The organism is Prodigiosinella confusarubida, assembly GCF_002847015.1.
In the GTDB taxonomy this organism is placed as follows: domain Bacteria; phylum Pseudomonadota; class Gammaproteobacteria; order Enterobacterales; family Enterobacteriaceae; genus Prodigiosinella; species Prodigiosinella aquatilis.
The window spans coordinates 3953496-3979390 of record NZ_CP025085.1; the positions used below are offsets into that span (position 1 = coordinate 3953496).

At 49.2% G+C, this 25895-nt stretch carries 24 protein-coding genes, 2 tRNA genes and 1 other RNA gene; 5 read left to right on the forward strand and 22 right to left on the reverse strand.

Going from position 1 to position 25895, the window contains the following annotated elements; all coding sequences use genetic code 11:
- Positions 1 to 261 precede the first annotated feature (261 nt).
- Positions 262 to 1014 (forward strand): 2,3-diphosphoglycerate-dependent phosphoglycerate mutase, encoded by a 753-nt coding sequence (gene gpmA / locus CWC46_RS17960; RefSeq protein ID WP_021015161.1) that lies wholly within the window; start codon positions 262 to 264, stop codon positions 1012 to 1014.
- A gap of 55 nt (positions 1015 to 1069) precedes the next feature.
- On the opposite strand, the gene aroG is transcribed toward gpmA, so the two are convergent.
- The gene (aroG, locus tag CWC46_RS17965) at positions 1070 to 2122 is read right to left on the reverse strand and encodes a 3-deoxy-7-phosphoheptulonate synthase AroG (RefSeq protein ID WP_021015160.1); all 1053 of its coding nucleotides are present in this window, start codon (positions 2120 to 2122) and stop codon (positions 1070 to 1072) included.
- A gap of 293 nt (positions 2123 to 2415) precedes the next feature.
- Here aroG and zitB point away from each other — a divergent pair, with 293 nt between their 5' ends.
- The gene (gene zitB / locus CWC46_RS17970) at positions 2416 to 3336 is read left to right on the forward strand and encodes a CDF family zinc transporter ZitB (RefSeq protein WP_021015159.1); all 921 of its coding nucleotides are present in this window, start codon (positions 2416 to 2418) and stop codon (positions 3334 to 3336) included.
- A 16-nt stretch (positions 3337 to 3352) separates the two neighbouring features.
- Here the strand turns inward: zitB and pnuC are convergent, their stop codons facing one another.
- The 4 genes from pnuC to CWC46_RS17990 all read right to left on the reverse strand — a co-directional run bounded on the left by pnuC (position 3353) and on the right by CWC46_RS17990 (position 7191).
- The gene (pnuC, locus tag CWC46_RS17975; protein WP_021015158.1) at positions 3353 to 4078 is read right to left on the reverse strand and encodes a nicotinamide riboside transporter PnuC; all 726 of its coding nucleotides are present in this window, start codon (positions 4076 to 4078) and stop codon (positions 3353 to 3355) included.
- Between the two features lie 215 nt (positions 4079 to 4293).
- On the reverse strand, positions 4294 to 5337 hold the full coding sequence (nadA, locus tag CWC46_RS17980; protein WP_021015157.1) for a quinolinate synthase NadA: 1044 nt from the start codon (positions 5335 to 5337) through the stop codon (positions 4294 to 4296).
- 226 nt (positions 5338 to 5563) lie between these two features.
- Positions 5564 to 6280: a DUF554 domain-containing protein gene (locus CWC46_RS17985; protein WP_021015156.1), complete on the reverse strand. Its 717-nt coding sequence runs from the start codon at positions 6278 to 6280 to the stop codon at positions 5564 to 5566.
- 287 nt (positions 6281 to 6567) lie between these two features.
- Positions 6568 to 7191, reverse strand: coding sequence for a TetR/AcrR family transcriptional regulator (locus CWC46_RS17990; RefSeq protein ID WP_021015155.1), 624 nt, complete (start codon positions 7189 to 7191; stop codon positions 6568 to 6570).
- Positions 7192 to 7427: 236 nt separating this feature from the next.
- On the opposite strand from CWC46_RS17990, the gene CWC46_RS17995 reads away from it, so the two are divergent.
- The 3 genes from CWC46_RS17995 to CWC46_RS18005 are packed head-to-tail and all read left to right on the forward strand — an operon-like array spanning position 7428 to position 12139.
- On the forward strand, positions 7428 to 9128 hold the full coding sequence (locus tag CWC46_RS17995) for an FUSC family protein (RefSeq protein WP_021015154.1): 1701 nt from the start codon (positions 7428 to 7430) through the stop codon (positions 9126 to 9128).
- Positions 9125 to 10600: an aldehyde dehydrogenase family protein gene (locus CWC46_RS18000; RefSeq protein ID WP_021015153.1), complete on the forward strand. Its 1476-nt coding sequence runs from the start codon at positions 9125 to 9127 to the stop codon at positions 10598 to 10600. Before CWC46_RS17995 ends, CWC46_RS18000 begins: the two co-directional genes overlap by 4 nt.
- Positions 10601 to 10648: 48 nt before the next feature.
- On the forward strand, positions 10649 to 12139 hold the full coding sequence (locus CWC46_RS18005; RefSeq protein WP_021015152.1) for a carotenoid oxygenase family protein: 1491 nt from the start codon (positions 10649 to 10651) through the stop codon (positions 12137 to 12139).
- Positions 12140 to 12323: 184 nt separating this feature from the next.
- Here CWC46_RS18005 and CWC46_RS18010 read toward each other — a convergent pair.
- The 17 genes from CWC46_RS18010 to odhB all read right to left on the reverse strand — a co-directional run bounded on the left by CWC46_RS18010 (position 12324) and on the right by odhB (position 25889).
- A non-coding RNA gene (locus CWC46_RS18010) (RtT sRNA) lies at positions 12324 to 12450 on the reverse strand.
- 40 nt (positions 12451 to 12490) lie between these two features.
- A tRNA-Lys gene (locus tag CWC46_RS18015) sits at positions 12491 to 12566 on the reverse strand.
- A gap of 44 nt (positions 12567 to 12610) precedes the next feature.
- Positions 12611 to 12686, reverse strand: a tRNA-Lys gene (locus CWC46_RS18020).
- A gap of 174 nt (positions 12687 to 12860) precedes the next feature.
- Complete coding sequence (gene cpoB / locus CWC46_RS18025) at positions 12861 to 13655, reverse strand: cell division protein CpoB (protein WP_021015151.1); 795 nt, start codon at positions 13653 to 13655, stop codon at positions 12861 to 12863.
- 9 nt (positions 13656 to 13664) lie between these two features.
- Positions 13665 to 14174, reverse strand: a complete 510-nt coding sequence (pal, locus tag CWC46_RS18030) for a peptidoglycan-associated lipoprotein Pal (protein WP_021015150.1) — start codon at positions 14172 to 14174, stop codon at positions 13665 to 13667.
- A 40-nt stretch (positions 14175 to 14214) separates the two neighbouring features.
- Positions 14215 to 15504 carry a Tol-Pal system beta propeller repeat protein TolB gene (gene tolB, locus CWC46_RS18035; RefSeq protein WP_021015149.1) on the reverse strand — a complete coding sequence of 430 codons (1290 nt, stop codon included), beginning with the start codon at positions 15502 to 15504 and terminating at the stop codon, positions 14215 to 14217.
- A gap of 132 nt (positions 15505 to 15636) precedes the next feature.
- On the reverse strand, positions 15637 to 16791 hold the full coding sequence (tolA, locus tag CWC46_RS18040; protein ID WP_021015148.1) for a cell envelope integrity protein TolA: 1155 nt from the start codon (positions 16789 to 16791) through the stop codon (positions 15637 to 15639).
- A 63-nt stretch (positions 16792 to 16854) separates the two neighbouring features.
- Positions 16855 to 17280 (reverse strand): colicin uptake protein TolR, encoded by a 426-nt coding sequence (gene tolR, locus CWC46_RS18045; RefSeq protein ID WP_021015147.1) that lies wholly within the window; start codon positions 17278 to 17280, stop codon positions 16855 to 16857.
- A gap of 13 nt (positions 17281 to 17293) precedes the next feature.
- Positions 17294 to 17980 (reverse strand): Tol-Pal system protein TolQ, encoded by a 687-nt coding sequence (gene tolQ, locus CWC46_RS18050; protein WP_021015146.1) that lies wholly within the window; start codon positions 17978 to 17980, stop codon positions 17294 to 17296.
- A complete protein-coding gene (ybgC, locus tag CWC46_RS18055) occupies positions 17977 to 18381 on the reverse strand; it encodes a tol-pal system-associated acyl-CoA thioesterase (protein WP_037380766.1) in 405 nt (134 codons plus the stop codon). Before ybgC ends, tolQ begins: the two co-directional genes overlap by 4 nt.
- 134 nt (positions 18382 to 18515) lie before the next feature.
- Positions 18516 to 18809 (reverse strand): cyd operon protein YbgE, encoded by a 294-nt coding sequence (gene ybgE / locus CWC46_RS18060; RefSeq protein ID WP_021015144.1) that lies wholly within the window; start codon positions 18807 to 18809, stop codon positions 18516 to 18518.
- Complete coding sequence (gene cydX, locus CWC46_RS18065; RefSeq protein WP_021015143.1) at positions 18806 to 18922, reverse strand: cytochrome bd-I oxidase subunit CydX; 117 nt, start codon at positions 18920 to 18922, stop codon at positions 18806 to 18808. The genes ybgE and cydX overlap by 4 nt, the downstream gene beginning before the upstream one ends.
- A 16-nt stretch (positions 18923 to 18938) precedes the next feature.
- Positions 18939 to 20078, reverse strand: a complete 1140-nt coding sequence (gene cydB, locus CWC46_RS18070) for a cytochrome d ubiquinol oxidase subunit II (protein WP_021015142.1) — start codon at positions 20076 to 20078, stop codon at positions 18939 to 18941.
- Between the two features lie 12 nt (positions 20079 to 20090).
- Positions 20091 to 21659 carry a cytochrome ubiquinol oxidase subunit I gene (cydA, locus tag CWC46_RS18075; RefSeq protein ID WP_021015141.1) on the reverse strand — a complete coding sequence of 523 codons (1569 nt, stop codon included), beginning with the start codon at positions 21657 to 21659 and terminating at the stop codon, positions 20091 to 20093.
- 830 nt (positions 21660 to 22489) lie between these two features.
- Positions 22490 to 23362, reverse strand: coding sequence for a succinate--CoA ligase subunit alpha (gene sucD, locus CWC46_RS18080; RefSeq protein WP_021015140.1), 873 nt, complete (start codon positions 23360 to 23362; stop codon positions 22490 to 22492).
- Positions 23362 to 24528: an ADP-forming succinate--CoA ligase subunit beta gene (gene sucC, locus CWC46_RS18085; RefSeq protein ID WP_021015139.1), complete on the reverse strand. Its 1167-nt coding sequence runs from the start codon at positions 24526 to 24528 to the stop codon at positions 23362 to 23364. Before sucC ends, sucD begins: the two co-directional genes overlap by 1 nt.
- 131 nt (positions 24529 to 24659) lie before the next feature.
- Positions 24660 to 25889: a 2-oxoglutarate dehydrogenase complex dihydrolipoyllysine-residue succinyltransferase gene (gene odhB / locus CWC46_RS18090; RefSeq protein ID WP_021015138.1), complete on the reverse strand. Its 1230-nt coding sequence runs from the start codon at positions 25887 to 25889 to the stop codon at positions 24660 to 24662.
- Positions 25890 to 25895 lie beyond the last annotated feature (6 nt).

Genomic DNA, 25895 nt, shown 5'->3' on the forward strand with positions numbered 1-25895 from the left:
TAATGTATCGCCGCCCCATGATAGGTGGCATGATGGAGGTCGTCATTACTGTTCATGCGGGTTATCCCTCCGTGTTTTACTGCTGTACCGCCTTGTGACAGAAAACCCACAAGCTGAATCGTTCAAGCTTGTCTGTTTTCGCGCCATCACTGCTGGCAATAAATCAGGTAGAGCAACGACTAGCGATTGCCGATAACCGCCCTCCCGCCATATAATGCGAACAGTAATCATAGAAATCTTAGGATCTGAAGGAGTTAAGCTATGGCTGTAACTAAGCTGGTATTGGTGAGACACGGCGAAAGCCAGTGGAACAACGAAAACCGCTTCACCGGCTGGATGGATGTTGATCTATCTGACAAAGGCCGCACCGAAGCCAAACAGGCCGGTAAATTGCTGAAAGACGAAGGTTATGCCTTCGATTTCGCCTATACCTCCGTGCTGAAACGTGCCATTCATACCTTATGGAGCGTTCTGGATGAGCTGGACCAAGCCTGGTTGCCAGTAGAAAAATGCTGGAAATTAAATGAGCGTCACTACGGTGCTCTGCAAGGTCTGAACAAAGCCGAAACCGCAGAAAAATATGGTGATGAACAAGTTAAGCAATGGCGTCGTGGTTTTGCCGTTACACCACCGGAACTGACCCGTAATGACGAACGTTTCCCGGGACATGACCCACGTTATGCTTCCCTGAGCGACAAAGAACTGCCGTTGACAGAAAGCCTGGCACTGACGATTGAGCGAGTGGTTCCTTACTGGAACGAAACCATTCTGCCTCGCATCAAGACCGGTGAGCGCGTTATTATTGCTGCTCACGGCAACTCGCTTCGCGCGCTGGTCAAATACCTGGATAACATGGGCGAAGATGAAATTCTTGAACTGAACATCCCGACCGGTGTACCGCTGGTTTATGAGTTTGACGAAAACTTCAAACCAATCAAACATTACTATCTGGGTAACGCTGACGAAATTGCGGCCAAAGCCGCAGCAGTAGCCAATCAGGGTAAAGCGAAGTAATTCTACCAACTAAAAGACCACCTCCAGAGGAGGTGGTCTTTTTACTTTCCTTACATCAGCCACGGCGCTGGCGTACTGCCGCCGCTAATTGCCGTAGCAAGTTTTCCGTATCATCCCAGCCAATACAGGCATCGGTAACGCTTTTGCCATAGACTAACGGCTCACCGCTTTCCGGATTCTGGTTACCTTCCACCAGATGGCTTTCCACCATCACACCCACAATGGCTTTTTCACCACTGCTGACCTGGTGACTAACATCATCACAAACATCCATCTGTTTTTTATACTGTTTGCTGCTGTTAGCATGACTGAAATCGATCATTATCTGTGGAGGCAGGCCCGCTTTTTCCAGGCCGACTTTGACTGCCTGAACATGATCCGCACTGTAATTCGGCTCTTTACCGCCACGCAGGATAATATGACAATCATGGTTACCGCTGGTACTGACAATGGCAGAATGGCCCCATTTGGTTACCGACAGGAAGCAATGTGGCGCTCTGGCAGCATTAATGGCATCAATAGCGATCTTAATCGTGCCATCAGTACCATTTTTGAATCCAACCGGGCAGGACAAGCCAGAAGCCAGCTCTCGGTGCACCTGAGACTCGGTGGTGCGTGCGCCGATCGCTCCCCAGCTCATCAGATCAGCCAGATATTGCGGCGTGATCATATCCAGAAACTCACCGGCGGCAGGCAGACCGGAATCATTAATCTCCAGTAACAACTGACGGGCGATACGCAAACCGTCATTAATCTGGAAACTGTGATTCATGTGCGGGTCATTAATCAGCCCTTTCCAACCGACTGTAGTCCGTGGTTTTTCAAAATAGACACGCATCACCACTTCAAGATCATCACCCAATTCCTGCCGTAATTTGAGCAGGCGATCAGCATATTCTTTGGCCGCTTTGGTATCGTGAATGGAGCAAGGTCCAATCACCACCAGTAACCGGTCATCATTGCCATTGAGTATTTTGTGAATTGCAGTCCGTGCCTGAAAAACGGTTTCAGCGGCACGTTCTGTTGCCGGGAATTTTTCCAGCAGGGCAACTGGCGGTAGAAGTTCCTTAATCTCTTTAATTCTCACATCATCATTTTGGTAATTCATAGTGGTTCCATCAAACTGAAACGATACGCTTAACCCATCGTCAACGCACGTCCCGAAGGGGTAAAAACGACAGTCATAAAATGCGCAGTGCATATTGCAAGCTAGCTATTATAAGTCAAGAAGACGAAACAATGACGCTAAAATCATTCGATTTTGCATAATCTCCTACGTCATAAAGCAATTCTTTGCAAATTCACTCTCTTTCCGTGTATTAAGCATGCATAGGTTTTCCTTTACATTTACAGTAAAGTGAAACGGATATACCACTGGTGATTGATAACTCAGGACGAACTATGACTCATTCACATTCCGCGGGGCAAGGCAGCAGCAGACGCCTGCTGGCGGCTTTTATCGTTACAGCTCTATTCATGGTGGCTGAAGCCATCGGCGGTTTTCTATCTGGCTCTTTGGCGCTATTGGCCGATGCTGGACACATGCTGACAGATGCCGCAGCACTATTGGTTGCTCTGCTGGCGGTACGCTTTGCCCAGCGGAATCCCACCGGTCGCCACACTTTCGGCTATCTACGTTTGACCACGCTGGCCGCTTTTGTCAATGCCATCACACTGTTAGCCATTACCTTGTTTATTTTCTGGGAAGCCATCCAACGTTTCTACCATCCACACCCTATTGCCGGTACATTGATGTTGCTGATTGCTATCAGCGGTTTGCTTGCCAATATAGTAGCGTTTTGGCTCTTGCATCACGGCAGTGATGAAAAGAATATGAATGTACGGGCGGCCGCCATACATGTACTGGGCGATCTACTCGGCTCTGTCGGGGCCATTGCCGCGGCACTCATCATCATGTTTACCGGCTGGACACCAATTGACCCTATTTTGTCAATTTTGGTATCTGGATTAGTGTTGCGCAGCGCCTGGTCGTTAATGAAAGAGAGCATTCATGAATTGCTGGAAGGGACGCCTGACAAAATTGATGTTGATGAGCTAAAAAAGAGACTACAACTGGATATCCCGGAAGTGCGTAACATTCATCATGTGCACTTGTGGCAAGTTGGCGAAAAACCATTAATGACGCTTCATGCCCAGGTGATCCCACCTTACGATCATGATGCACTGCTGCTACAGATTCAAAACTACCTGCTTGAGCATTACCAGATAGAACATGTTACGATTCAAATGGAGTATCAGCAGTGTGATGACAACCATTGCCATATCCAGCGCACAATGGAACATCATCACCACCATCATTAGTCACTGTACTTTCTGGTCACAAGGTCCGCGCCAACGGTTGGGAGTGATTCTCCCGCGCGCTTTTAATCCACAGCCAGGAACCGTTGAGCGCGATCAGCGTCAGAATGGCATATTGCAACGACATGGCATATACCCCTTGATAAGCGAATATCACTACGCTGATAACGTCAATCACCACCCACAACAACCAGTTTTCAACATATTTACGCGTCATTAGCACCATCGCCACGATGGAAAGAACAGTCATTGTGGAATCCCAGAATGGAAATGCATCCGGTTGCAACTGTGGCAATTGCGCATCAATCCCTACCGACTGCATCAAAGAAACGGCGATGGATGATAATACTGCAAAAACCGGATCAATATAGGCGCTCATCAACCCAATAGCGACGACACATACTGCTCCCCATACCAGTGTTTGCGGTAACGACAACCAACGGATCTTCAGCTCTGCCTCATGACTACTGGTTTTCCGGCTCCAGGCATACCAGCCGTACAGGTTTGCACCAAAGAAAAAGATTTGCAGCAACAGACTGGCGTAGAGTTGAATCTGAAAAAAAATCAGCGCAAACAAGGTGACATTAATCAGGCCAAACAGGTAATTAATGGTTTTTTCCAGACTTGCCAGCCAAATACATAACAAACCAAAAATGGTTCCCAACGCTTCTACCCAAGAAAGAGCGTAACCATTTGTTCCCAGAGGAATATAAACCAAAATGTTGCTGGTACTGAAAAAATCCATATTTTCTTTACTCCGAATAAAAACGCTGTTTACCAGTCCCTTGTTGTTACTCAAACCAATTACCAGCAAAACACAACCGTGGCGTTCTGAGATAATGTCACGCCATAATCGGCTTCAGCCTTTTGTTTTTTCACTGAACAACATGGTGCCGGATGATGGATCTTCCCCACATTTACACAGAAATAAGTCAACGAGTTGCCAGCTATGCTTACTGCTTATCCCCTGAGTTTAGCAGCAAAATCGAGCATCCTGTTCAACGGAAGCAGCGCACGCTCACGCACCAGTGAATCCACATGAGTTTCATGGTTTACGCCACCGTCTTCCAACGCAGTGGTAATCGCCTGTAGTCCATTCATCGCCATCCACGGACAGTGCGCGCAACTACGGCACGTCGCGCCCTCGCCAGCAGTTGGTGCCTCCAATAAGGTTTTATCCGGACATGCTTGTTGCATTTTGTAAAAAATACCCCGATCAGTCGCCACAATAAGCTCTTGATTGGGTAACCGTTTAGCTGCCTGAATAAGTTGGCTGGTCGACCCCACCGCATCAGCCATATCCACCACGCTTTGCGGTGACTCAGGATGCACCAGAACAGCAGCGTTCGGATAAAGCGCCTTCATGCGTTTTAGTGACTGATTCTTAAATTCATCATGAACAATACAGGCTCCCTGCCAGCACAATACATCGGCACCCGTTTGCTTCTGTACATAGCGCCCAAGGTGACGATCGGGTGCCCAGATGATTTTTTCACCCAGACTATCGAGGTGATCGATCAGCTCCACAGCAATGCTGGATGTTACCACCCAATCAGCGCGAGCCTTTACTTCTGCCGATGTGTTGGCGTAAACCACCACAGTGCGTTCCGGATGATTATCACAAAAATCACTGAATGCCTGAGCCGGACACCCTAAATCCAGCGAACATTCGGCATCCAGTGTCGGCATCAATACCGTTTTCTCAGGATTAAGAATTTTGGCAGTTTCACCCATAAACCTTACGCCAGCCACGATCAGCGTTGAGGCCGGATGTGTATTACCAAAACGCGCCATTTCCAGCGAGTCGGCGACACAACCTCCGGTTTCTTCCGCTAATGACTGAATTTCCGGATCGGTATAATAATGCGCTACCAGCACGGCATTCCGTTGAATCAACAGCGCCTTTATTTGGTCGCGATAATGCACCTTTTCATCAACTGAAAGTGGTTTGGGTTTGACGGGAAAGGGATAATCGATTTCCTGGCTATCTAAGAATAGGCTCATGATAAATTCCGCACGGTTACATTAGCCCCTAACATCATCATGGGGCCACTTGTTTTTTATCCTAAACAAATTACCGCAGAAAAGCGATAAAGTCGCTTTATTTTTCCCAGTATGGGTGAAGTTTGTTTACTGGATTAAAACGACAATCGGCAGAAAGGTACTATTGATTGATATCATGGGGGAATAGCAAAAGCTGACCCGGAATAAAGGTCAGCGATAACAGTAATTAATCGAATAACTGATGCCAATACAACGACAACGGGATGATGAGTATCAGTGCAGGCAGGAAATTTACCACAGCAAACGTCTTTATCTGAGCAATACGCAATCCCACAGCCATCATGATAATGCCACCGCAAGCAGAAAAATCCCCCATCGTGATAACTGTCATCACAGGCATAATCAGTTTGGCTGAAAAGAATAACAGCATCTGGACAATGAACTGAGGAATAGCAATAGACATGACTGCCATACCCAGAGTAGTAGCAAAAATGAGTGCGGTAAAAACATCCAGTACCGATTTAATTATGAGGAGTTGGTAATCTCCCGTCAGACCTTCCGTCAATGCGCCTACCACGCCTGTACCACTGGCGCAAAACAATACAATTAACGCCGTAAAGTTCTGCGAATAGACGTCCTGAGGTAATCTATGCTCGGGTGGTGGTACAAACCGACTCAACGTCCGCTCAACAAAAATACCTGCCTTCTGTACACCCAATTCTAAACGTAACAACTCGCCGATACTCACGCCGATGACAATAGACAATGCCACTGCCGGAAGTTGTTGAACCTTCACAACTAACGTTACTCCCATGGCAATAGAAACCATTGCAAATGCAGGCGGCAAACCATCTCGCATACGTTGGGGGATAAAACGACGCAATAAAACACCTAAGCCTCCGCCAATTAAAATGGCAGAACCATTAATAAATGGACCAATCATTAAACGACCTTACTTGTGGGCTTGTCTGACTACTACATGAGTATTTCAGATGCAGTAAAATCCCGAGAGATTAAACAGAAGGATGAAACAGTCATTATAACGCAAACAGGCAGCCGGCAAGCCAGGAAAAAGGGTAATACCTGATACTGATCAGGAATAGCATTTTGTTTTGTCGGTCTATTCGGCAATCGACGACTGTCGACGTCGATTGCGTGACAAACAGCGGCCATATCAGATGATTAGCGGCATGTCCTCCATTCGACACGCTGCCACTGGGCTACCGTAGCTCACTTTGCCAGTGGGAGCGTTTCGTGCACCGCAAACGCTCTGAGATATACATTGGTCGCATCCTCAACCGCTGCACGGCGGATTGCTGTATCGGGGGCCTGGTCTAGCCCCCACAGCTGGCGCTCGACGAGGCCTGCCTCACAGAGTGCCTTGAAATACAGACCGGCTTGCCGAATGTCAGTACAACGCAGCTCGCCGCGATCCATCAGGAGTTCGATCGTTTCGCAGATGATGATCAGAGTCTTTCGGGGACCGTTCTCATAGAAGATGCGACTAAGTTGAGGATGTCTCCCGGCTTCTCCCATGATCAGTCGGTTGACCTCAATCACGTCCGAACGCGTGACGAGGTTCAGATACGCCATACCGAGGCGATGAAGAATCTCCCTCACCGGCCCATACTGTTTCGCAGCTTCGAGTTCTTCCAGGCCCCCTTTGCCTGCTTCGTGCACAAACGTCTCGAACAGGGCTTCCTTGCTCGAAAAATAACTATACAGCGTAGCTTTGGAGGCACCAGCCCGCAATGCGATTGCTTCCATCGTAACAGCACCGAATCCTTGCTCGACGAATAACACTCCAGCAGCCTTAACAAAACTCAGTCGACGATCCTCAGTTTTCCTTCTCACTAATGATGACTCCTTTAGAAACTTTTGCTTACACAGCGGTGATTCTGCTTAACCTTTAATTGAACGATATCGTATAGAAAACTTGACTTTTATGAAAGAATAAATAATAACTAAACGATGTCGTATAGATATAATTTGCCTATGGCTCACACATGACACAAACCCGGTCCGACGAAAGAGCTTTTCCATTTCACCGATCCTATCGTGAGATCGACTGTGCTCGGAAGGTGCCCAACATGAATGTCCTCCGTTCGGAATTGCCTCCGATTTTCGCACTACGGACAACAACCGCTGCGCTTTTCGCTTTCGCGACCGCCTGGAACTTCGGCATCCACCATCCTTGGTGGGCAGCCATGACAGTGTGGCTTGTTGCACAGCCGACACGGGGGCTTCTGCTTGAGCGCAGCCTCGCACGTCTTATCGGAACGATCGGCGGCGCGTTAGCCGGAGCATTGATCCTGGACCTGTTGGCGGAGAATCGGCTAGATGCGCTTGTCGCTGTCGCTACCTGGCTGGCGCTGTGTGCCGGGCTAGGTAGTATCTTTCGGCATTTTCGCAATTACGGCTTCGTATTGGCTGGTTACACGACGTCTATTATTGTCCTGTTCGGAATTGGCGAGGGGGTGTCCGATCCCGACCTCACGCTCGACCGGGTCATCTGTACAATGATCGGTATCATCTGCTCAGCGGTTTTCTCGTTTCGCGCATTGCCCGGCCGTAGCAAGGAACTGGCATGTCGGAGGACAGACGTAGTGGATCGCTGCCTCGCCTATGTTGAAGAATCCCTCCGCAAGGGCGCTATGAGTAGGTCTTGCGTTACTCTTTTTTCCGAAATCACAGCGCTCGATCGCTGCGTCGATGAATATGCCGCTGGTTCGCTCCATCGCCAGCGCGAAGCCCGACGCACACGATGCATCTCAGGATTGCTTCTAGAATTGATCGCTCTGAGCGCCACGTCGCACGGGGGCAACCTGCCACCGGAGGTCAATGGCCCCACCGAAAAGCGTCTGGCAATGCTGATCGCGGCAGCCAACGATTCCGATCAGTCGGCCACGGCGGACACACTCGACGAATTGCGGCAGCACCTGGCGAATGAGAGAACGTCGCCTGAGCCCTTGCAGCTCGATATCGATCCATCGTCCGTCTGGCGTGCGGCATCACGTCCCGTTGTTGCCTTGGCGATTGCCGCAATCATCTGGTGGGTGTCGGGCTGGGGGAGTGGTGCCATGATGGTGATGACGGCAGCGCTTTTCACATCGCTGTTCTCCAGCCACGACCAAGGCAATCACATGGTAATCCAAGTGCTGCTCGGCACTCTGGCTGGCGCTATCACCGGAGCTCTGGCTCGACTCTTTCTGCTGCCCCATGCTGATGGCCTCGCAACGACATTGCTGTGTATCGCTCCCTTCCTGCTTGCCGGTGCCTGGTTAATGCAGCGTCCGGCGACGTCGAAGATGGCCATTGACCTTACCATGACCTTCCTGCTGATATCACAACCCTCTTCGCCGCCAGTTGGGGCTGCTCTCGTGCTCAACGAAGCAGCAGCGATAATTGTTGGCGTGATGATCGCCGTGGCAACGTTCTGGGCCATCCTTCCAGCCACGCCGTCTGTTCGTAGCATGCTATTAGCGAGGAGGATCGTCCGACTAACCTTGCAGCTTTCGAAAAAACGGAGCACCACGTCAGCCAAGGCCATGCAGCAAAATCTGCGCAGTGCTGTGGCAAGACTACTCTATTTTACCAAGCCGCAGAGCACGATTTTTCTGGCCGCTCAGGAATGCCTCGCAGCCGCCAGCCAAGTGCTGGCAACGAAGAGCGAAAATCAAACCCTATCAACCTCATCGCCAAACACACCAACGTACGACTCTGCCGCAAGGCAAGCTGCCGCCACGCTGGCTAACGCACTTATAAAAAACCAAAAGGGAGAAACCTCATGAGTGCTATCAATCAAGCCCAAAATAACTACACAGGCCAATATATCGCAGGGCAATGGCGGCCCGGTCGTGCCGGAACCACGCTTCAGGACCATAATCCCTATAACCAGAAACTACTGACCGAGATTGCCTGTGCCTCGCGCGACGATCTCGATGACGCCTACCGCTCCGCTGCCGCAGTCCAACGCGACTGGGAACGGCTGATGCCAGGCGAACGGGCCGCCGTCATGTACCGTGCCGTCGACGTTCTTGACCGGCGTCATAGTGAGATCGTCGACTGGCTGATCGCCGAGTCCGGTAGCACCCGAATGAAAGCGGAGATGGAATGGGATGGGGTTCGCGCCTGTACGCTTGCGGCTGCCACCATGCCGGCCCGTATTGCTGGACGCATTCTGCCGATTGACGTTCCCGGCAAGGAAAGCCGCGTCTACCGCCGTCCTCTTGGCGTCATCGGCGTCATCAGCCCCTGGAACTTCCCTATGCATCTATCCAACCGGACGATCGCACCTGCACTCGCTATCGGCAACAGCGTTGTGGTCAAGCCGGCGGATGACACGCCGATCACCGGCGGCCTGCTGCTCGCGAGCATCTACGAAGAAGCGGGCCTACCTCCCGGCCTGCTGAATGCGGTGGTTGGCGAAGTCAGCGAGATCGGTGATGCCTTTACGCTTCACCCTATCCCGAAATTCATCTCCTTCACAGGATCCACGCGCGTTGGCCGCCATATCGGCGAACTGGCAATGACGGGTCCGATGTTAAAGCGGGTTGCACTTGAACTCGGCGGCAATGCGCCCTGCGTGGTGCTGGATGATGCTAATCTCGACCGTGCGGTTAGTGGGGCGATCGTGGGTCGTTTTCTACATCAGGGCCAGATCTGCATGAGCAGCAACCGAATTATCATTGAAAATGGTCTTTATGACCGTTTTGTCGACGCCTTCGTAGAGCGGGCACGCAAGCTCAAGGTCGGCGATCCCAATGAAGCCGATACTGTGATCGGGCCGTTGATCAATGAGAAACAGTTCAAGGCCGCACTGAAGCATATTGAAAAGGCACGCACTATCGGCACTCGCCAGCTTCTCGGGGAAGAGCCGTCGGGACTGGTGCTACCGCCGCAGGTCTTCGCCGATGTCGCCAACGACTCGGATCTCGCCCAGACCGAATTGTTTAGCCCAATCGCCCCGCTCATCCGAGCAAGGGACGAAGCTGATGCCCTGCGTATAGCCAACCAGACAGAGTTCGGACTGTCGAGCTCGGTGTTCACCGAGGATACGGCGCGGGGCCTTCGTTTCGCCCAAGGCATCGAGGCGGGCATGACCCACATCAACGACATTTCTCCCAACGACGATCCCAACACGATGTTCGGTGGAGAGAAGAACAGCGGCCTCGGCCGCTTCAACAGCGACTGGATCATCCAGGAATTGACGACCGACCACTGGATCAGCGTGCAGCATGAACCGCGCGCCTATCCCTTCTGAGTACCACCTGGTCAGCAATTCATCGCAAAAAACTGAGGAGCAATGATCATGAGTCTGAAATTTCCTGAAACGCCGGAGTTCACCGGCCTGTACAAACCGAGCCGTGTCGAGACGCAGGTCTTCGATCTGGAGATCGAAGGCGAGGTTCCGCCCCAGATCAAAGGCACCTTCTTTCAGGTCTCGCCGGATTCCTACTATCCGCCGATGCAGGGCAAGGACATCTTCTTCAACGGTGACGGGCTTGTATCAGCCTTCAAATTCGAGAACGGCCACGTCAGCCTGCGGCGCCGTTACGTTCAGACTGACAGGCTGAAGGCACAATGGAAGGAGCGACGTTCCCTCAACGGCATCTACCGCAACATCTACACCAACGATCCGCTGGCCGCCGAGAACAACACCACGGCCAACACTACCGTGCTGTTCCATGCTGGCGTCTTGTTGGCAATGAAGGAGGACGCACTGCCTTACGCGCTCAATCCTAATACATTGGAAACGCTTGGCGTCTGGGACTTCAACGGACAGATCACATCGGCCACCTTCACCGCGCATCCCAAGATCGATCCCGACAATGGCGACCTTCTGTGCTTCGCCTATGAAGCCAAGGGCGATGGTACATCGGACATTGCCTATTTCGAGATCGATGCCAGCGGTAAGCTGAAAAAAGAAATCTGGTTCAAGGGCCCCTATGCAGCGATGATTCATGACTTCGCCGTCACCGCCCACCACGTCGTCTTCCCACTTATCCCGCTGACCGCCGATGTCGACCGGATGAAAGCGGGCGGTCAACATTTCGAATGGCAGCCGGACCTGCCACAACTCTTCGGTGTCCTACCGCGTGACGGCAGCAGTGAGGATGTTCTGTGGTTCCACGGACCGAAGGATGGCTTTCAGGGGCATACCCTCAACGCTTATGAGGAGGATGGTTTACTGCGCGTCGACATGCCGGTAACGAACGGCAACGTCTTCTATTTCTTCCCACAGGCCGACGGTTCCGTTCCTCTACCGGAGACCCTGAGTTCACAGCTCATGCGATGGACGTTCAATCTCAACGGCCCGGGAGAATCAGAGGCTGGCCAACAGACTCTCCAGCCACAACCTCTCACGTCCTTCCCTTGCGAGTTCCCCCGCTGTGATGAACGTTTCACCGGCAAGCCATATGAGCACGGTTTTGTCCTTGCCTTCGACCCGGCTCTGCCCTTCGACGAGACACTGGGCGAACGGCCATTTCAGTTCTTCAACCAGCTTGCTCATGTCAACGTAAGGACCGGCGAGACTGAAACCTGGTATCCCGGTAATGCGCAGTGCTTTCAGGAACCGATTTTCGTTCCCCGTTCACCAGATGCGCCCGAGGGCGACGGCTATGTGATCGCGTTGCTAAATCATCTCCACGGCAACGATACCGAGTTGGTGGTGCTGGACTCGCTGAAGATGGCTACCGGCCCTGTCGCCCGCATCAAGGTTCCGTTCCGTCTACGCATGTCACTGCATGGCAACTGGACCCCGGCAGAGGCGTTGAAGGGTACCCAATCCGGCCGGTAACTCAGCAATTAGACACAGCCAGAGGTAGATCACGCATGGCTGGCATCGACACAGACTCTCCTTGTAAGAGGATTGTTGTGAGCGGTGCCAGTTTTACAGGACTGCAATTCGTGCGCAGTTCCACCATCACGATATGTGCAACATGCCGTTTTGGTGGAATAAAGACAATCAGCGTAATTTGAAATGGTGGGTCGTGCGGGATGATTCGGCCTTTGGCCTCACCCTCCGGGTCAACGCTATCGCGTTGTTGTCTCGCTTTCGCTCGGCTCGAACCTGAACGCAGGTTCTCACCCACACGATATGTGCAACATGCCGTTTTGGTGGAATAAAGACAATCAGCGTAATTTGAAATGGTGGGTCGTGCGGGATTCGAACCTGCGACCAATTGATTAAAAGTCAACTGCTCTACCAACTGAGCTAACGACCCGCAACGCGGAATTCTACAAAGAAAAAATAGTATTTCTTGAAATTTGGTGGGTCGTGCGGGATTCGAACCTGCGACCAATTGATTAAAAGTCAACTGCTCTACCAACTGAGCTAACGACCCAAATTTACAGCTGCTTTAGCGATTCAGTCTTGCCTTGGCAACGGCGGCATATATTACTAATATAATTTCTCAGTGCAACCTATTTCCCACACAAAAGGTCCGACTGCTTGTTCTTCACGCAATAAAGCACAAAAATCACACGGGATGAGTGATTTTTGTGCTTACCGAAAAGAATCACAAAGCCGTCAAACGCTTCCGTGCCTGTTTGGCGCTTTCAGTGTTGGGATAGATTTTAATAACCTGCTGATATACTGCTTTTGCCTTATCAGGCTGACCTTTTTCTTGCATGATTACCCCAACCTTGAATAACGCTTCAGATGCTTTGGGGGATTTAGGATAATTTTTGACGACATTAGCAAAATAATATGCCGCATCGTCTTTTTTACCTTTGGTGTAGTACAGTTGCCCAAGCCAATAGTTGGCATTTGGCTGGAAAGTAGAATCAGGATATTTCTTGATAAAATTTTGGAATGCAACAATGGCTTGATCATACTGCTTTTTTTCAAGCACTAAAGCTACGGCTTCATTATAGTCGCTGTTTGCATCCCCCGAACTGGCAGGCACAGCGGCCGGAGAAGTGCTGCTGGTATTTGTTGCGCCAGCATCAGGTGTCGTTGCTGTGCTGCCTTCCGCTGCCGCAGAAGACGGCTGTCCCCCTTTGGAACTCAGTCCATCAATTTGTTGATATATTTGTTTCTGTCGCTCAACAACCTGCTGCAACTGATACTGATTTTCCTGAATTTGGCCGCGTAAGCTATCAATCTCGTCTTGAGTCGCCGAGACTTGTTTCTGAAGTTCGGTTAAAAGCTGACCACGAGCGTTAGCGATACGCTCAAGTTCAATGACTCGATCTTCTATCGAGCCGGAGCCGGCATTACTGATTGGTGCCTGGGCAGTAGCGACCCAAGGGGTCGCTACGCCAATCAGTAACGACAGACTCAACAAATGATGTCTGAAGTTACTGTTCATGCGATTCTCTTAATATACCAGGACAGCACGACGGTTTTTAGCGTAAGCCGCTTCATCATGACCCAGAACAGCGGGTTTTTCTTTACCGTAAGAAACGATAGAGATTTGGTCAGCCGAAACGCCTTTACCTTGCAAATACATCTGTACCGCGTTAGCACGACGTTCACCCAACGCGATATTGTACTCTGGAGTACCACGTTCATCCGTGTAACCTTCGATAGTCACTTTGTAAGACGGATTATTACGCAGGAAGGCAGCATGCTCGTCCAGCATCTGCGCAAAGTCAGAGCGGATATCATACTTGTCCAGATCAAAGTAAACGGTATTGTTGCGCTGCAATTTTTGTATCTGCAAGCGAGCCTGTTCAGCAGATGACATATTGCCATTGTTTTCCATTCCCATTCCCGTTCCGTCCGTAGACGATTGGTCATTGTTAGCATGTTTATTAGAGCTACATGCGGCAACGGCCAGCACCGGCAAAGCCAACATGAGGCCTTTCAGTACTTTATTGAATTGCATTTTTATGTCCTTTGAATAGGTTATACATATTTGTTTGCATTTATAAATACGGCGACCAAGCAGGAGAGTTAACCTGTCCATCAGTAGCCGGAAGGCGCGCTTTGAAACGTCCATCAGTCGAGACTAACTGAAGCACGGATCCCAATCCTTGTTCAGAACTGTAGATCACCATGGTACCGTTAGGCGCAATACTTGGCGTTTCGTCCAGGAACGAGTCCGTTAATACTTGAACAGCGCCCGTTACCAGATCTTGCTTGGCAATGTGTTGAGCACCATTGTTAGTGCTCACCATCACCATAAATTTACCATCATTACTGATTTCCGCCTCTTGATTCTGAGGCCCTTCCCACGTCAGACGCTGAGACGGTCCACCGTTAACGCTAATCTTGTATATCTGGGGACGCCCGGTCTGGTCAGAAGTATAGGCCAGTGTCTGGCTATCTGGAAACCAAGTCGGCTCCGTATTATTACTGCGACTATTCGTTATCTGGCTAATCTGTCCAGAACTCAAATTCATGACATACAGATTCAGGCTTCCACTTTTGGAAAGTGCAAACGCCAATTTAGTGCCATCAGGAGAGAATGCGGGTGCGCCATTGTGACGAGGGAATGAAGCGACCTGACGGATAGCCCCGTTAGCCAGCGTTTGGATAACCAATGCCGAGCGACCACTTTCAAACGTTACATAGGCCAGTTTGCTGCCATCCGGCGACCAGGCTGGTGACATCAGCGGTTCAGGAGAGCGATGAACGACAAACTGGTTGTAACCATCATAATCAGCTACACGCAGCTCATAGGGATATTTACCGCCATTGGTTTGAACCACATAAGCAATACGGGTACGGAAAGCGCCCTTAATACCGGTCAGTTTTTCAAATATTTGATCACTGGCGGTATGTGCCGCATAACGTAACCATTGTTTCGTTACCTTAAACTGGTTTTGTGACAGGACGTTACCCGTGCTACCGGAAACATCGACAAGCTGATAGGAAATTACATACCCATCAGCACTCGGTTGAACCTGACCAATAACCACATCATCAATACCCAGTGCAGTCCATGCTGCTGGCGTGATTTCAGCAACACTTCCTGGTTGTTGAGGCATACGACTCGGATCAATTGGATTGAATTTCCCACTGTTACGCAAGTCCGCTCCTACAATGCCACCAATGTCTGCCGGTGCAGCACCAGGGCCAACCCATTTGAACGGAACAACACCAATCGGGCGTGCAGAGTCGACACCCTGGGTTATTTCTATACGCACTTCTGCATGTAGTACAGATGCCCACAGCATTAAAAAACTCAACACAACTTTAAATGCCTGCTTCATTTTATCTCCCTTATCCAGGCTCTTAGCCTATGATAAACAGCAGAATCTCAACAAACCAATATCAACAAAACACTATAACCCAGCCCACTTACCATAGTAATAGTCTCAAACCCATACTGGTAAGTGACATAATTATTGCGGTTTAAAATCTATCGGCGCGTTTTTAAAAGCTTCGTACACTTCCCGGCTAGGTGGCTTAGGAATTCTGGCCTGCTTAGCCGCAGCAGTTGCGGCCTGACATAAAGCGGGATCGCCACCTTCAGTCTGAACATCAACCAGTAAACCGTCTGGCGCCAATTTCACCCGTAATGTACAAGTACGCCCCTTATATGACTCCCAATTATAGAATTTACTCTGAATAGCTGCTCTGACCTGACTGCCATAGCTGTCAAGTGCAGCACCAGAAGCACCACTTTTCTTGTTGTTGCCAACACCAGCGGGTGCATTACCGGCATTTGCCGTCGCACTACTACCACTTTTGGGGGCATTCTTCGAAGAAGCCAGACCACCTAGCAAATTATCAACAGTATTGGCTTGTTTAGCCGCTTCAGCAGCCGCTTTCTTTTTATCTTCAGCCGCTTTTTTCCTGGCGGCGGCTGCCACTTCGGCTTTTTTGGCTGCATCTGCCGCAGCTTTTTCTTTGGCTGCTACGGCTGCTGCAGCCTTGGCTTTTGCTTCTTCTTGCGTTTTTTGTTTCGCTAACTCTGCTGCTTTTGCCTTGGCAACATCTTCCGCTTTTTTCTTCGCTTCCGCTGCTGCCTGTTTCTTGGCTTCATCTTCCGCTTTTTTCTTCGCTGCCGCCGCGGCTTTCGCCTGCTGTTCAGCCTCAGCCTTCACCTTGGCGGCTGCCGCTTCAGCTTGTTTTTGCTGTTCTTTGGCTTGCAGTACCGCTTCTTCTGCTTGTTTACGTTGTTCAGCCTGCTGCTGAGCCTGTTTTTTAGCCTCTTCCTGAGCCTGTAGGCGTTCTTTCTCCAATTCTTTCAGACGCTGCTGCTCAGCCGCCTGTTTTTCCTGTAACTCGACAGCCTGCTGTTCAGCTTGTTTTTGGCGTAACTGTTCAGCACGTTTGGCATCGGTCTGTTGCTGTTGCTGGCGGTTATACTGTTCAACAACCGCATTGGGATCGACCATGACCGCATCAATCGATGAACCGCCGCCGCCGCCACTAGCATCCATATTCTGGTTCGATGAACTCAGAACCAGCAACACAATCAGAATGATGTGCAAAACTGCCGAGACAATTACGGCACGTTTTAACTTGTCGTTTTGTTCGTTTGCCTTTAGCACAAGTGGTTTCCAAAAACAGTGTTGCCAGAAAAATGACTAACGCTCATTAACAAACCAACCTATTTAAATCGGTTGCGTCATCAAGCCTACAGATTTCACACCAGCCTGATGTAACAAATTCAATGCTTTGATAATTTCGTTATATGGAACATCTTTCGCTCCGCCAATCAAAAATATCGTTTTGGGATTCGCCGATAAGCGGGACTGCGCTTCTGCTACAACCTGCTCCGGCGGTAACTGCTCCATACGATTATGATCAATGACCAAGCTGTACTGCCCGACGCCAGATACCTCAACAATCACTGGAGGGGTGTCATTGCTGGAAACCGTTTTTGACTCTGTTGCATCCGGCAAATCGACTTCCACACTTTGGGTAATAATCGGTGCCGTCGCCATAAAAATGAGCAGCAATACCAGCAATACATCCAACAGTGGAACAATATTAATCTCGGACTTCAGCGCCCGGCGACCACGACGTACACGTGCCATGCTATCCTCCTGATTAACGACTATTTTCGCTGGAGAATGCCTGACGATGCAGGATGGCAATAAACTCTTCCATAAAGTTATCGTAATTCTGCTCGAGCCTGTTTACCTGCTGATTCAGGCGGTTAAATGCCATCACAGCCGGAATGGCAGCAAACAAACCGATAGCCGTGGCAATCAATGCCTCGGCGATGCCCGGAGCCACCATCTGCAACGTTGCCTGTTTTACCGCACCAAGAGCAATAAAGGCATGCATGATCCCCCATACAGTACCGAAAAGCCCAATATAAGGGCTAATGGAACCCACGGTACCCAAAAATGGAATATGCGTTTCCAAACTTTCCAGTTCGCGATTCATGGAAATACGCATCGCACGGGATGCACCTTCAACCACAGCTTCTGCCGCATGGCTGTTTGCCCGGTGCAGGCGAGCAAACTCTTTAAAGCCCGCATAAAAAATTTGTTCTGTTCCCGTCAGACTTTCCCGGCGAGTCTGACTCTCCTGATAAAGACGTGATAATTCAATACCCGACCAGAATTTGTCTTCAAATGCTTCAGCATCACGAGCCGCCGCATTCAGAATACGCGTACGCTGAATGATGATTGCCCAGGAAGCGATAGAAAAACAGATTAAAATTAGCATGATAAGTTTAACCAAAAGGCTAGCCTTCAGGAACAAATCAAGGATATTCATGTCAGTCACTGCTTAAACTCCGCGACAATAGACTTAGGAAGCGCAATCGGCTTCATTTGATGTGGATCGATACAGACGATCAAGACCTCAGCATGGCTTAGCACACTACCATGCGAATTGAGAATACGCTGAGCGAAAGTCAGAGAAGCTCCACGTATCAAAACGATCTCGCTTTGCACTTCCAACAAATCGTCAAGACGCGCTGGAACAAGGTACTCCACTGCTATTTTACGAACAGCAAAAGCAATGTGTTCTTCCAACAGCGACTGCTGATGAAAACCATGCTTACGCAACATTTCTGTCCGAGCCCTTTCATAAAAGGCAACATAACGGGCGTGGTAAACTACCCCACCTGCATCAGTGTCTTCAAAATAGACGCGTACTGGCCAGCGGAACACCTTATTACTCACTTTACATCCCAGCAATGCGATAAACCTCGTTACTATACGCAAGAGGGATGGTGTTTGGAATCGGAAGTATGTACAGGAAAGTAAATAATTATGGGCTGTTTACAACCCATAACAAAAAGGAATTAAAGATTCGTTTACAAGAAGTAGTAATACAATCCTGAGACAAGAATCACAAATGCAGGAAGAGGAGAGAAGATAGCTCGCCACCGCAAACGTTGCGGTCGGTAACCCGTCCCATGGACGACACCAGCACACACCGCCCAAACCAGTAAAAAACCTTGCCAGACAGCAAGAGAACTGGTTTTGGCAGCGAAACGTGCCGGTTCCCAAAACACACACCCAGCCAGCAAAAGCGCCATGATCAGGGAAAAGGCCCGGAACGGGCCTTTGTCCATTAAACGATAGAGATTATCAACAAGACGACTCATTGTGATTTATCTTTCACCGCTTTGCTTGTTTCACTCTGCTCAAGCGCCAGGGCAGTAACAATTCCCAGCGAACAAGCAAGAAGCGTTCCTAGTATCCAGGCAAAATACCACATAAATTATGCTCCTTACTTAATACAGCGAATGAGAGTTCTGCTCAACATGCTCTTTGGTAATACGGCCAAACATCTTGTAGTAACACCAGCAAGTGTAAGCCAACACAATCGGTACGAAGATAATCGCCACGACAGTCATTACCTGCAGCGTAAACAAACTGGATGTCGCATCCCACATGGTCAGGCTAACATTCGGCATGGTTACAGACGGCATAATGAATGGGAACATAGCCGTACCGGCTGTCAGAATGACACATGCAATACTCAGCGAAGAGAACAGAAATGCCATTGCGCCTTTTCCTAACCGGGCCATCATTGCTGTCAATAGCGGCAATACCACACCTAACAGCGGAATAGCCCACAGCACCGGATATTTATTGAAATTAATCATCCATGCTCCCGCCTGACGAACAACTTCTTTGTGTAGCGGATTAGATTCGGCAGCCGTATTAATCACAGAAGTGATGACATAGCCATCAATACCATAAACAACCCATACGCCGGCCAGTGCAAACGTAACCACCAACAGAAGTGATGACACCTGAGCCGCGACTTTGGAACGAATGTGCAATTCGCCGGTTGTACGCATCATCAGGTAAGTCGCACCTTGAGCCAGAATCATGCTCAGGCTGACGATACCAGCCAGTAATCCGAACGGGTTCAGAAGCTGGAAGAAGTTACCGGTATAGTACAAGCGCAGATATTCATCCATATGGAATGGAACGCCTTGCAGCAGATTACCGAAAGCCACGCCAATAACAACTGGCGGGATAAAGCTACCGGCAAAAATGCCCCAATCCCACATATTGCGCCAACGTGAGTCTTCAATCTTGGAACGGTAGTCGAAACCGACCGGACGGAAGAACAATGAGGCCAGCACCAGAATCATCGCAACGTAGAACCCAGAGAATGCAGCGGCATAAACCGTTGGCCATGCAGCAAACAATGCACCACCAGCAGTTATCAACCACACCTGATTACCATCCCAATGGGGAGCAATGCAATTGATCATCACCCGGCGCTCGACATCATTTCGGCCCATCAGGCGAACCAGGATGCCCACACCCATGTCAAAACCATCGGTAACCGCAAAACCGATCAGCAACACGCCAATCAGCAGCCACCAGATAAAACGCAATACTTCATAATCAAACATAGCGGACTCCTGTTACCGTGCGTCCTGCGCAGCTGCAATCGGCTGTTCAAAGTGGTAGGCACCCGTTTTCAGGCTACTGGGACCGAGACGCGCATACTTGAACATCAGATAAGTTTCTGCGACAAGGAATAACGTATACAGACCACAAATCAGCCCCATAGAAAACAGGATATCTCCGGCAGTCAACGACGAGTTGGCAACAGCGGTTGGTAATATTTCACCAATTGCCCAAGGTTGACGACCATACTCGGCGACAAACCAGCCTGATTCGACAGCAATCCACGGCAGTGGGATGCCATACAATGCCGCACGATGCAGCCACTTTTTATGACCAATTTTGTTTCTCAGCACTGACCAGAAGGAGAGGCCGATGATCAGCAACATCAAACCGCCACAGGCCACCATAATGCGGAAGGCGAAATACAACGGAGCAACACGCGGAATAGAATCTTTTGTTGCCTGCTTGATTTGATTTTCAGTTGCATCGGATACATTGGGCGTATAGCGTTTCAGCAGCAGGCCATAACCCAGATCTTTCTTGGCTTTATTAAAAGCCTCACGTACTGAGGGATCAGTATTACCCGCACGTAACTGCTCCAGCAATTGGTAGGCTTTCATACCATTGCGGATACGGACTTCATGTTGCGCCATAAGCTCTTTCAGACCGGTAACCGTTTTATCGGTAGAACGGGTAGCGATCAAGCCAAGCACATAAGGGATCTGAATAGAGTACTTATTCTCCATCGAATCCTGATTTGGCAGGCCAAACAGCGTAAAAGCAGCAGGTGCCGGCTGGGTTTCCCACTCAGCTTCAATGGCAGCCAGTTTGGTTTTTTGTACGTCACCCATTTCATAACCGGATTCATCACCCAGCACAATAACAGACAACACGGCGGCCATGCCAAAACTGGCTGCAATTGCAAATGAGCGTTTGGCAAAAGCAACATCTCGGCCTTTCAGCAAATAGAAAGAACTGATACCAAGAACAAACATCGCACCAGTACAATAACCTGCGGCCACAGTATGAACAAACTTCACCTGAGCTACCGGGTTCAGCACCAGATCACTAAAGCTCATCATTTCCATACGCATGGTTTCGAAATTGAAATCAGAGGCGATGGGATTCTGCATCCAGCCATTCGCAACCAGAATCCATAGTGCAGAGAGGTTAGATCCCAGAGCGACCAGCCAGGTAACCGTCATGTGCTGAACTTTGCCCAGACGATCCCAACCGAAGAAGAACAACCCGATAAACGTGGATTCCAGAAAGAACGCCATCAGGCCTTCAATAGCCAGAGGTGCACCGAAGATATCCCCGACATAATGCGAGAAATAAGACCAGTTAGTACCAAACTGGAACTCCATGGTTAGTCCAGTGGCAACACCGAGTGCAAAGTTAATTGCAAACAGTTTGCCCCAAAACTTCGTCATATCTTTATAGATTTGTTTACCAGACAGGACATATACCGTTTCCATAATCGCCAATATAAACGTCATACCTAACGTTAATGGAACGAACAGGAAATGATACATCGCTGTTAAGGCAAACTGTAAACGCGACAGTTCGACTATATCTAACATCTTGACTCCTTGCTCCTCGCAGGAAGGTTTTAGCTTTCAGTATAGACAAGCTGCTAAACACCCGGCAGTAATACCCTAAAAAGCACAAAAAATGCTTCAGCGCAGGCTGATACCCATGATCTTTCAAGTTACAGTAATGTTAGCGTCGTTCACTCACCCGAATCACTTATTTAAGTAAGCTCATCAGACCTCATTCACTTGCCACCTTCCTGCATCATGAAATCTATCAAGTATATACACATTGCAAATAAGTATAGTAAATCCAACAAGTAGACTCAAAAGAGAACATTGGTATTACAAATATCATACCCAAATAGAGTAACCGTATATTACGCCTCTAATTATCTACAATAAATAAGTTTTTACGTGATGTAGATTGGGTTTTTGATTCTATATCAACCCTTCTCACATATACACCCCAGAATGCAATTGATCTGACGCAATTTAGCATTATTAGAGAAATAACACCGGGTAGATTTTATTGATCTGAAACAATTATTCACGTTTATGTTAACTATCGATGTTATTTAATTTTTTATTAGCCGCATTGTTAATTTTATGTAATTCTTAAGTTTCAAATCATCGCTATCGATAATATATTTTTTACTTAAATTAAAAAAAATGTACGTTGATCCCAATTATCAAAAATTATAATTAATAATCAGCATTGTTATAATATTGTTGCGGATTTGATATATTTTAATTTCGCAAAAGTTATTTATATGCATATTAATAATGACGATACAAAAAAGGCCACGCGAAGGTGGCCAAACATGTCGAACTTTAAAAATATTACACACTAGCGTAGGAATATGTCCTGTAGTGTGGCTCTAGCGTGTCAGCACAGATTTTACTGCGTCGCCAATATCAGCCAGACTACGAACCGTTTTAACACCGGCAGCTTCCAGTGCTGCGAATTTATCATCTGCAGTTCCTTTACCACCGGCAATAATTGCCCCGGCATGACCCATTCGTTTACCTTTTGGCGCGGTCACCCCGGCTATGTAGCCGACGACTGGTTTTGTAATATGCTCTTTAATATAAGCAGCGGCCTCTTCCTCGGCAGTACCACCAATCTCACCGATCATCACAATAGCCTCGGTTTGGGGATCCTGCTCAAACAGCTTCAGGATATCAATAAAGTTTGAGCCGGGGATCGGATCACCACCAATACCAACACAGCTCGACTGCCCCAGACCAATATCCGTCGTTTGTTTCACGGCTTCATAAGTCAATGTACCTGAGCGGGAGACGATGCCCACTTTACCTGGCAGGTGAATATGGCCCGGCATAATACCGATTTTACACTCACCTGGCGTAATGACGCCCGGACAGTTAGGTCCAATCATACGAACACCGCTTTGCTCCAGCTTGACCTTTACGCTCAGCATGTCGAGGGTCGGGATCCCCTCGGTGATACAGATAATCAACTGAATGCCAGCATCAATAGCTTCCAGGATAGAATCTTTACAGAATGGAGCCGGTACATAAATAACTGATGCAGTGGCACCAGTGGCCTCTACCGCTTCGCGCACAGTATTAAACACCGGCAGTCCGAGGTGCTCGGTACCACCTTTACCCGGCGTTACACCGCCGACCATTTGTGTACCATAAGCAATCGCCTGTTCAGAGTGGAAGGTACCCTGGCTACCAGTCAAACCCTGGCAGATAACTTTGGTGTTTTTATCGATCAGAATGGACATTATTTACCCTCCACTGCAGCAACCACTTGCTGAGCCGCATCCGTCAGACTGGTCGCAGCAATGATATTCAAACCGCTGTCCGCCAATTTCTTCGCTCCCAGCTCTGCATTGTTACCTTCGAGACGCACAACGACAGGCACATTTACCCCCACTTCTGCTACCGCCCCGATAATACCGTCAGCAATCAAATCACAACGCACGATGCCACCGAAAATGTTCACCAGCACCGCTTTTACCTTGTCATCCGATAAAATAATTTTAAAAGCTTCTGTTACACGTTCTTTCGTTGCACCACCGCCCACGTCCAGGAAATTAGCTGGCGCGCCACCATGCAATTTGACAATATCCATGGTGCCCATTGCCAAACCGGCGCCATTCACCATACAACCGATGTTGCCATCCAGAGCCACATAATTAAGCTCCCACTGGGCAGCATGCTCCTCACGCGGATCTTCCTGACTGGCATCATGCATCTCACGTAATTCCGGCTGACGGAACAAGGCATTGCCATCAACGCCCAGTTTGCCATCCAGACACACCAGATCACCCTGTTGGGTGATGACTAATGGATTGATTTCCACCAATGCCAGATCACGTTCCAGGAACATGGTTGCCAGCCCCATAAAAATCTTGGTGAACTGAGTAACCTGCTTACCGCTGAGACCCAGCTTGAACGCTAACTCACGTCCTTGATAAGGTTGAGGACCAGTCAGCGGATCCAAGGCAGCTTTATGAATCAGATGCGGCGTTTCTTCAGCCACTTTCTCAATCTCAACGCCACCTTCAGTGGAAGCCATGAAGACAACACGACGACTGGCACGGTCAATCACTGCACCCAGATAGAGTTCTTTATCAATGTCGGTAGCACTTTCCACCAGAATTTGGCTTACTGGCTGACCATTGGCATCAGTCTGGTAAGTCACCAGACGCTTACCCAGCCAATTTTCCGCAAAGGCGCGGATGTCTTCTTTACTTTTTACGACCTTGACGCCGCCAGCCTTGCCTCGACCACCGGCATGAACCTGACACTTGACCACCCAGGGACCAGCACCAATTTTTGATGCAGCTTCTTCTGCCTCACGCGGCGTGGTGCAGGCATAACCGGTGGGTGCGGGTAAACCATACCGAGCAAAGAGTTGTTTTGCCTGATACTCGTGTAAATTCATGATGTTCTATCCATTTAAGTTTGAAGATAAGTCCCGGGACTTTCTTGTATTTTGGATAAAGCCGTTATGACAACGGCCTGCATAGCACTCTCGACAGGCGGCATAAAATTGATTATGCCGCCCAAACAGCTTTATACGTCCAACAACAGACGAGCAGGATCTTCCAGCATCTCTTTTATGGTAACCAGGAAGCCAACAGACTCGCGTCCATCAACCAAACGGTGATCATAAGAAAGCGCCAGATACATCATCGGCAGGATCACTACCTGGCCGTTAATCGCCATCGGACGATCCTTAATGGCATGCATACCCAGAATAGCGCTCTGCGGCGGGTTAATAATCGGGGTAGACATCAGTGAACCGAACACACCACCGTTAGTAATGGTAAAGTTGCCACCGGTCAACTCTTCAACCGTCAGTTTGCCGTCACGACCTTTTACCGCCAACTCTTTGATTCTTTTCTCGATATCCGCCATACCCAAGGCGTCAACATCTTTCAGAACCGGAGTCACCAGGCCACGTGGCGTTGAAACCGCAATACTGATGTCAAAGTAGTTGTGATAAACCACATTTTCACCATCAATAGACGCATTCACTTCCGGGTAGCGTTTCAGCGCTTCGACAACGGCCTTGATGTAAAAAGACATAAAGCCAAGACGAACACCATGACGTTTTTCAAATGCTTCACCGTATTGGCGACGCATGTCCATAATCGGCTGCATGTTGACCTCATTAAACGTCGTCAGCATGGCAGTACTGTTCTTCGCTTCCAGCAGGCGTTCAGCAACACGCTTGCGCAGACGAGTCATCGGGACTCGTTTTTCACTGCGGCCACCTAGTACCGGTGTCTCTACGGCATCCGTCACTGGCGTCGGTGTCACTGTCTTCGTACTTTCCTTACTTTGGGCGGCCAGGTGTTTTTCCACATCTTCACGCGTGATGCGACCACCAACTCCACTGCCTTTAATGGCTGTAGCATCCAGATCATGTTCAGCAATCAGGCGACGAATAGCCGGGCTAAGCACATCATTATTTTCTTCTTCCAACGCCGCGGTGTAACGCTGGGCAGGTGTAGACTCTTTGCTCTGTGGTTTTTCACTGCTTTCTTTACCCGTACTGTCTCCCGGACGAAGACGCCCCAAGACCTGACGGGAAGTTACCGTTGCGCCTTCATTTTCCAGAATGACATCAAGAATGCCCGCTTCAGTAGCTGGAACCTCTAAAACCACTTTATCCGTTTCGATCTCAACCAACACTTCATCGCGCTGAACGCTATCACCCGGGTTTTTATGCCAAGTGGCTACGGCAGCATCTACAACCGATTCAGGCAGGTCAGGAACGAGAATATCTACGCTACTCATTATTTA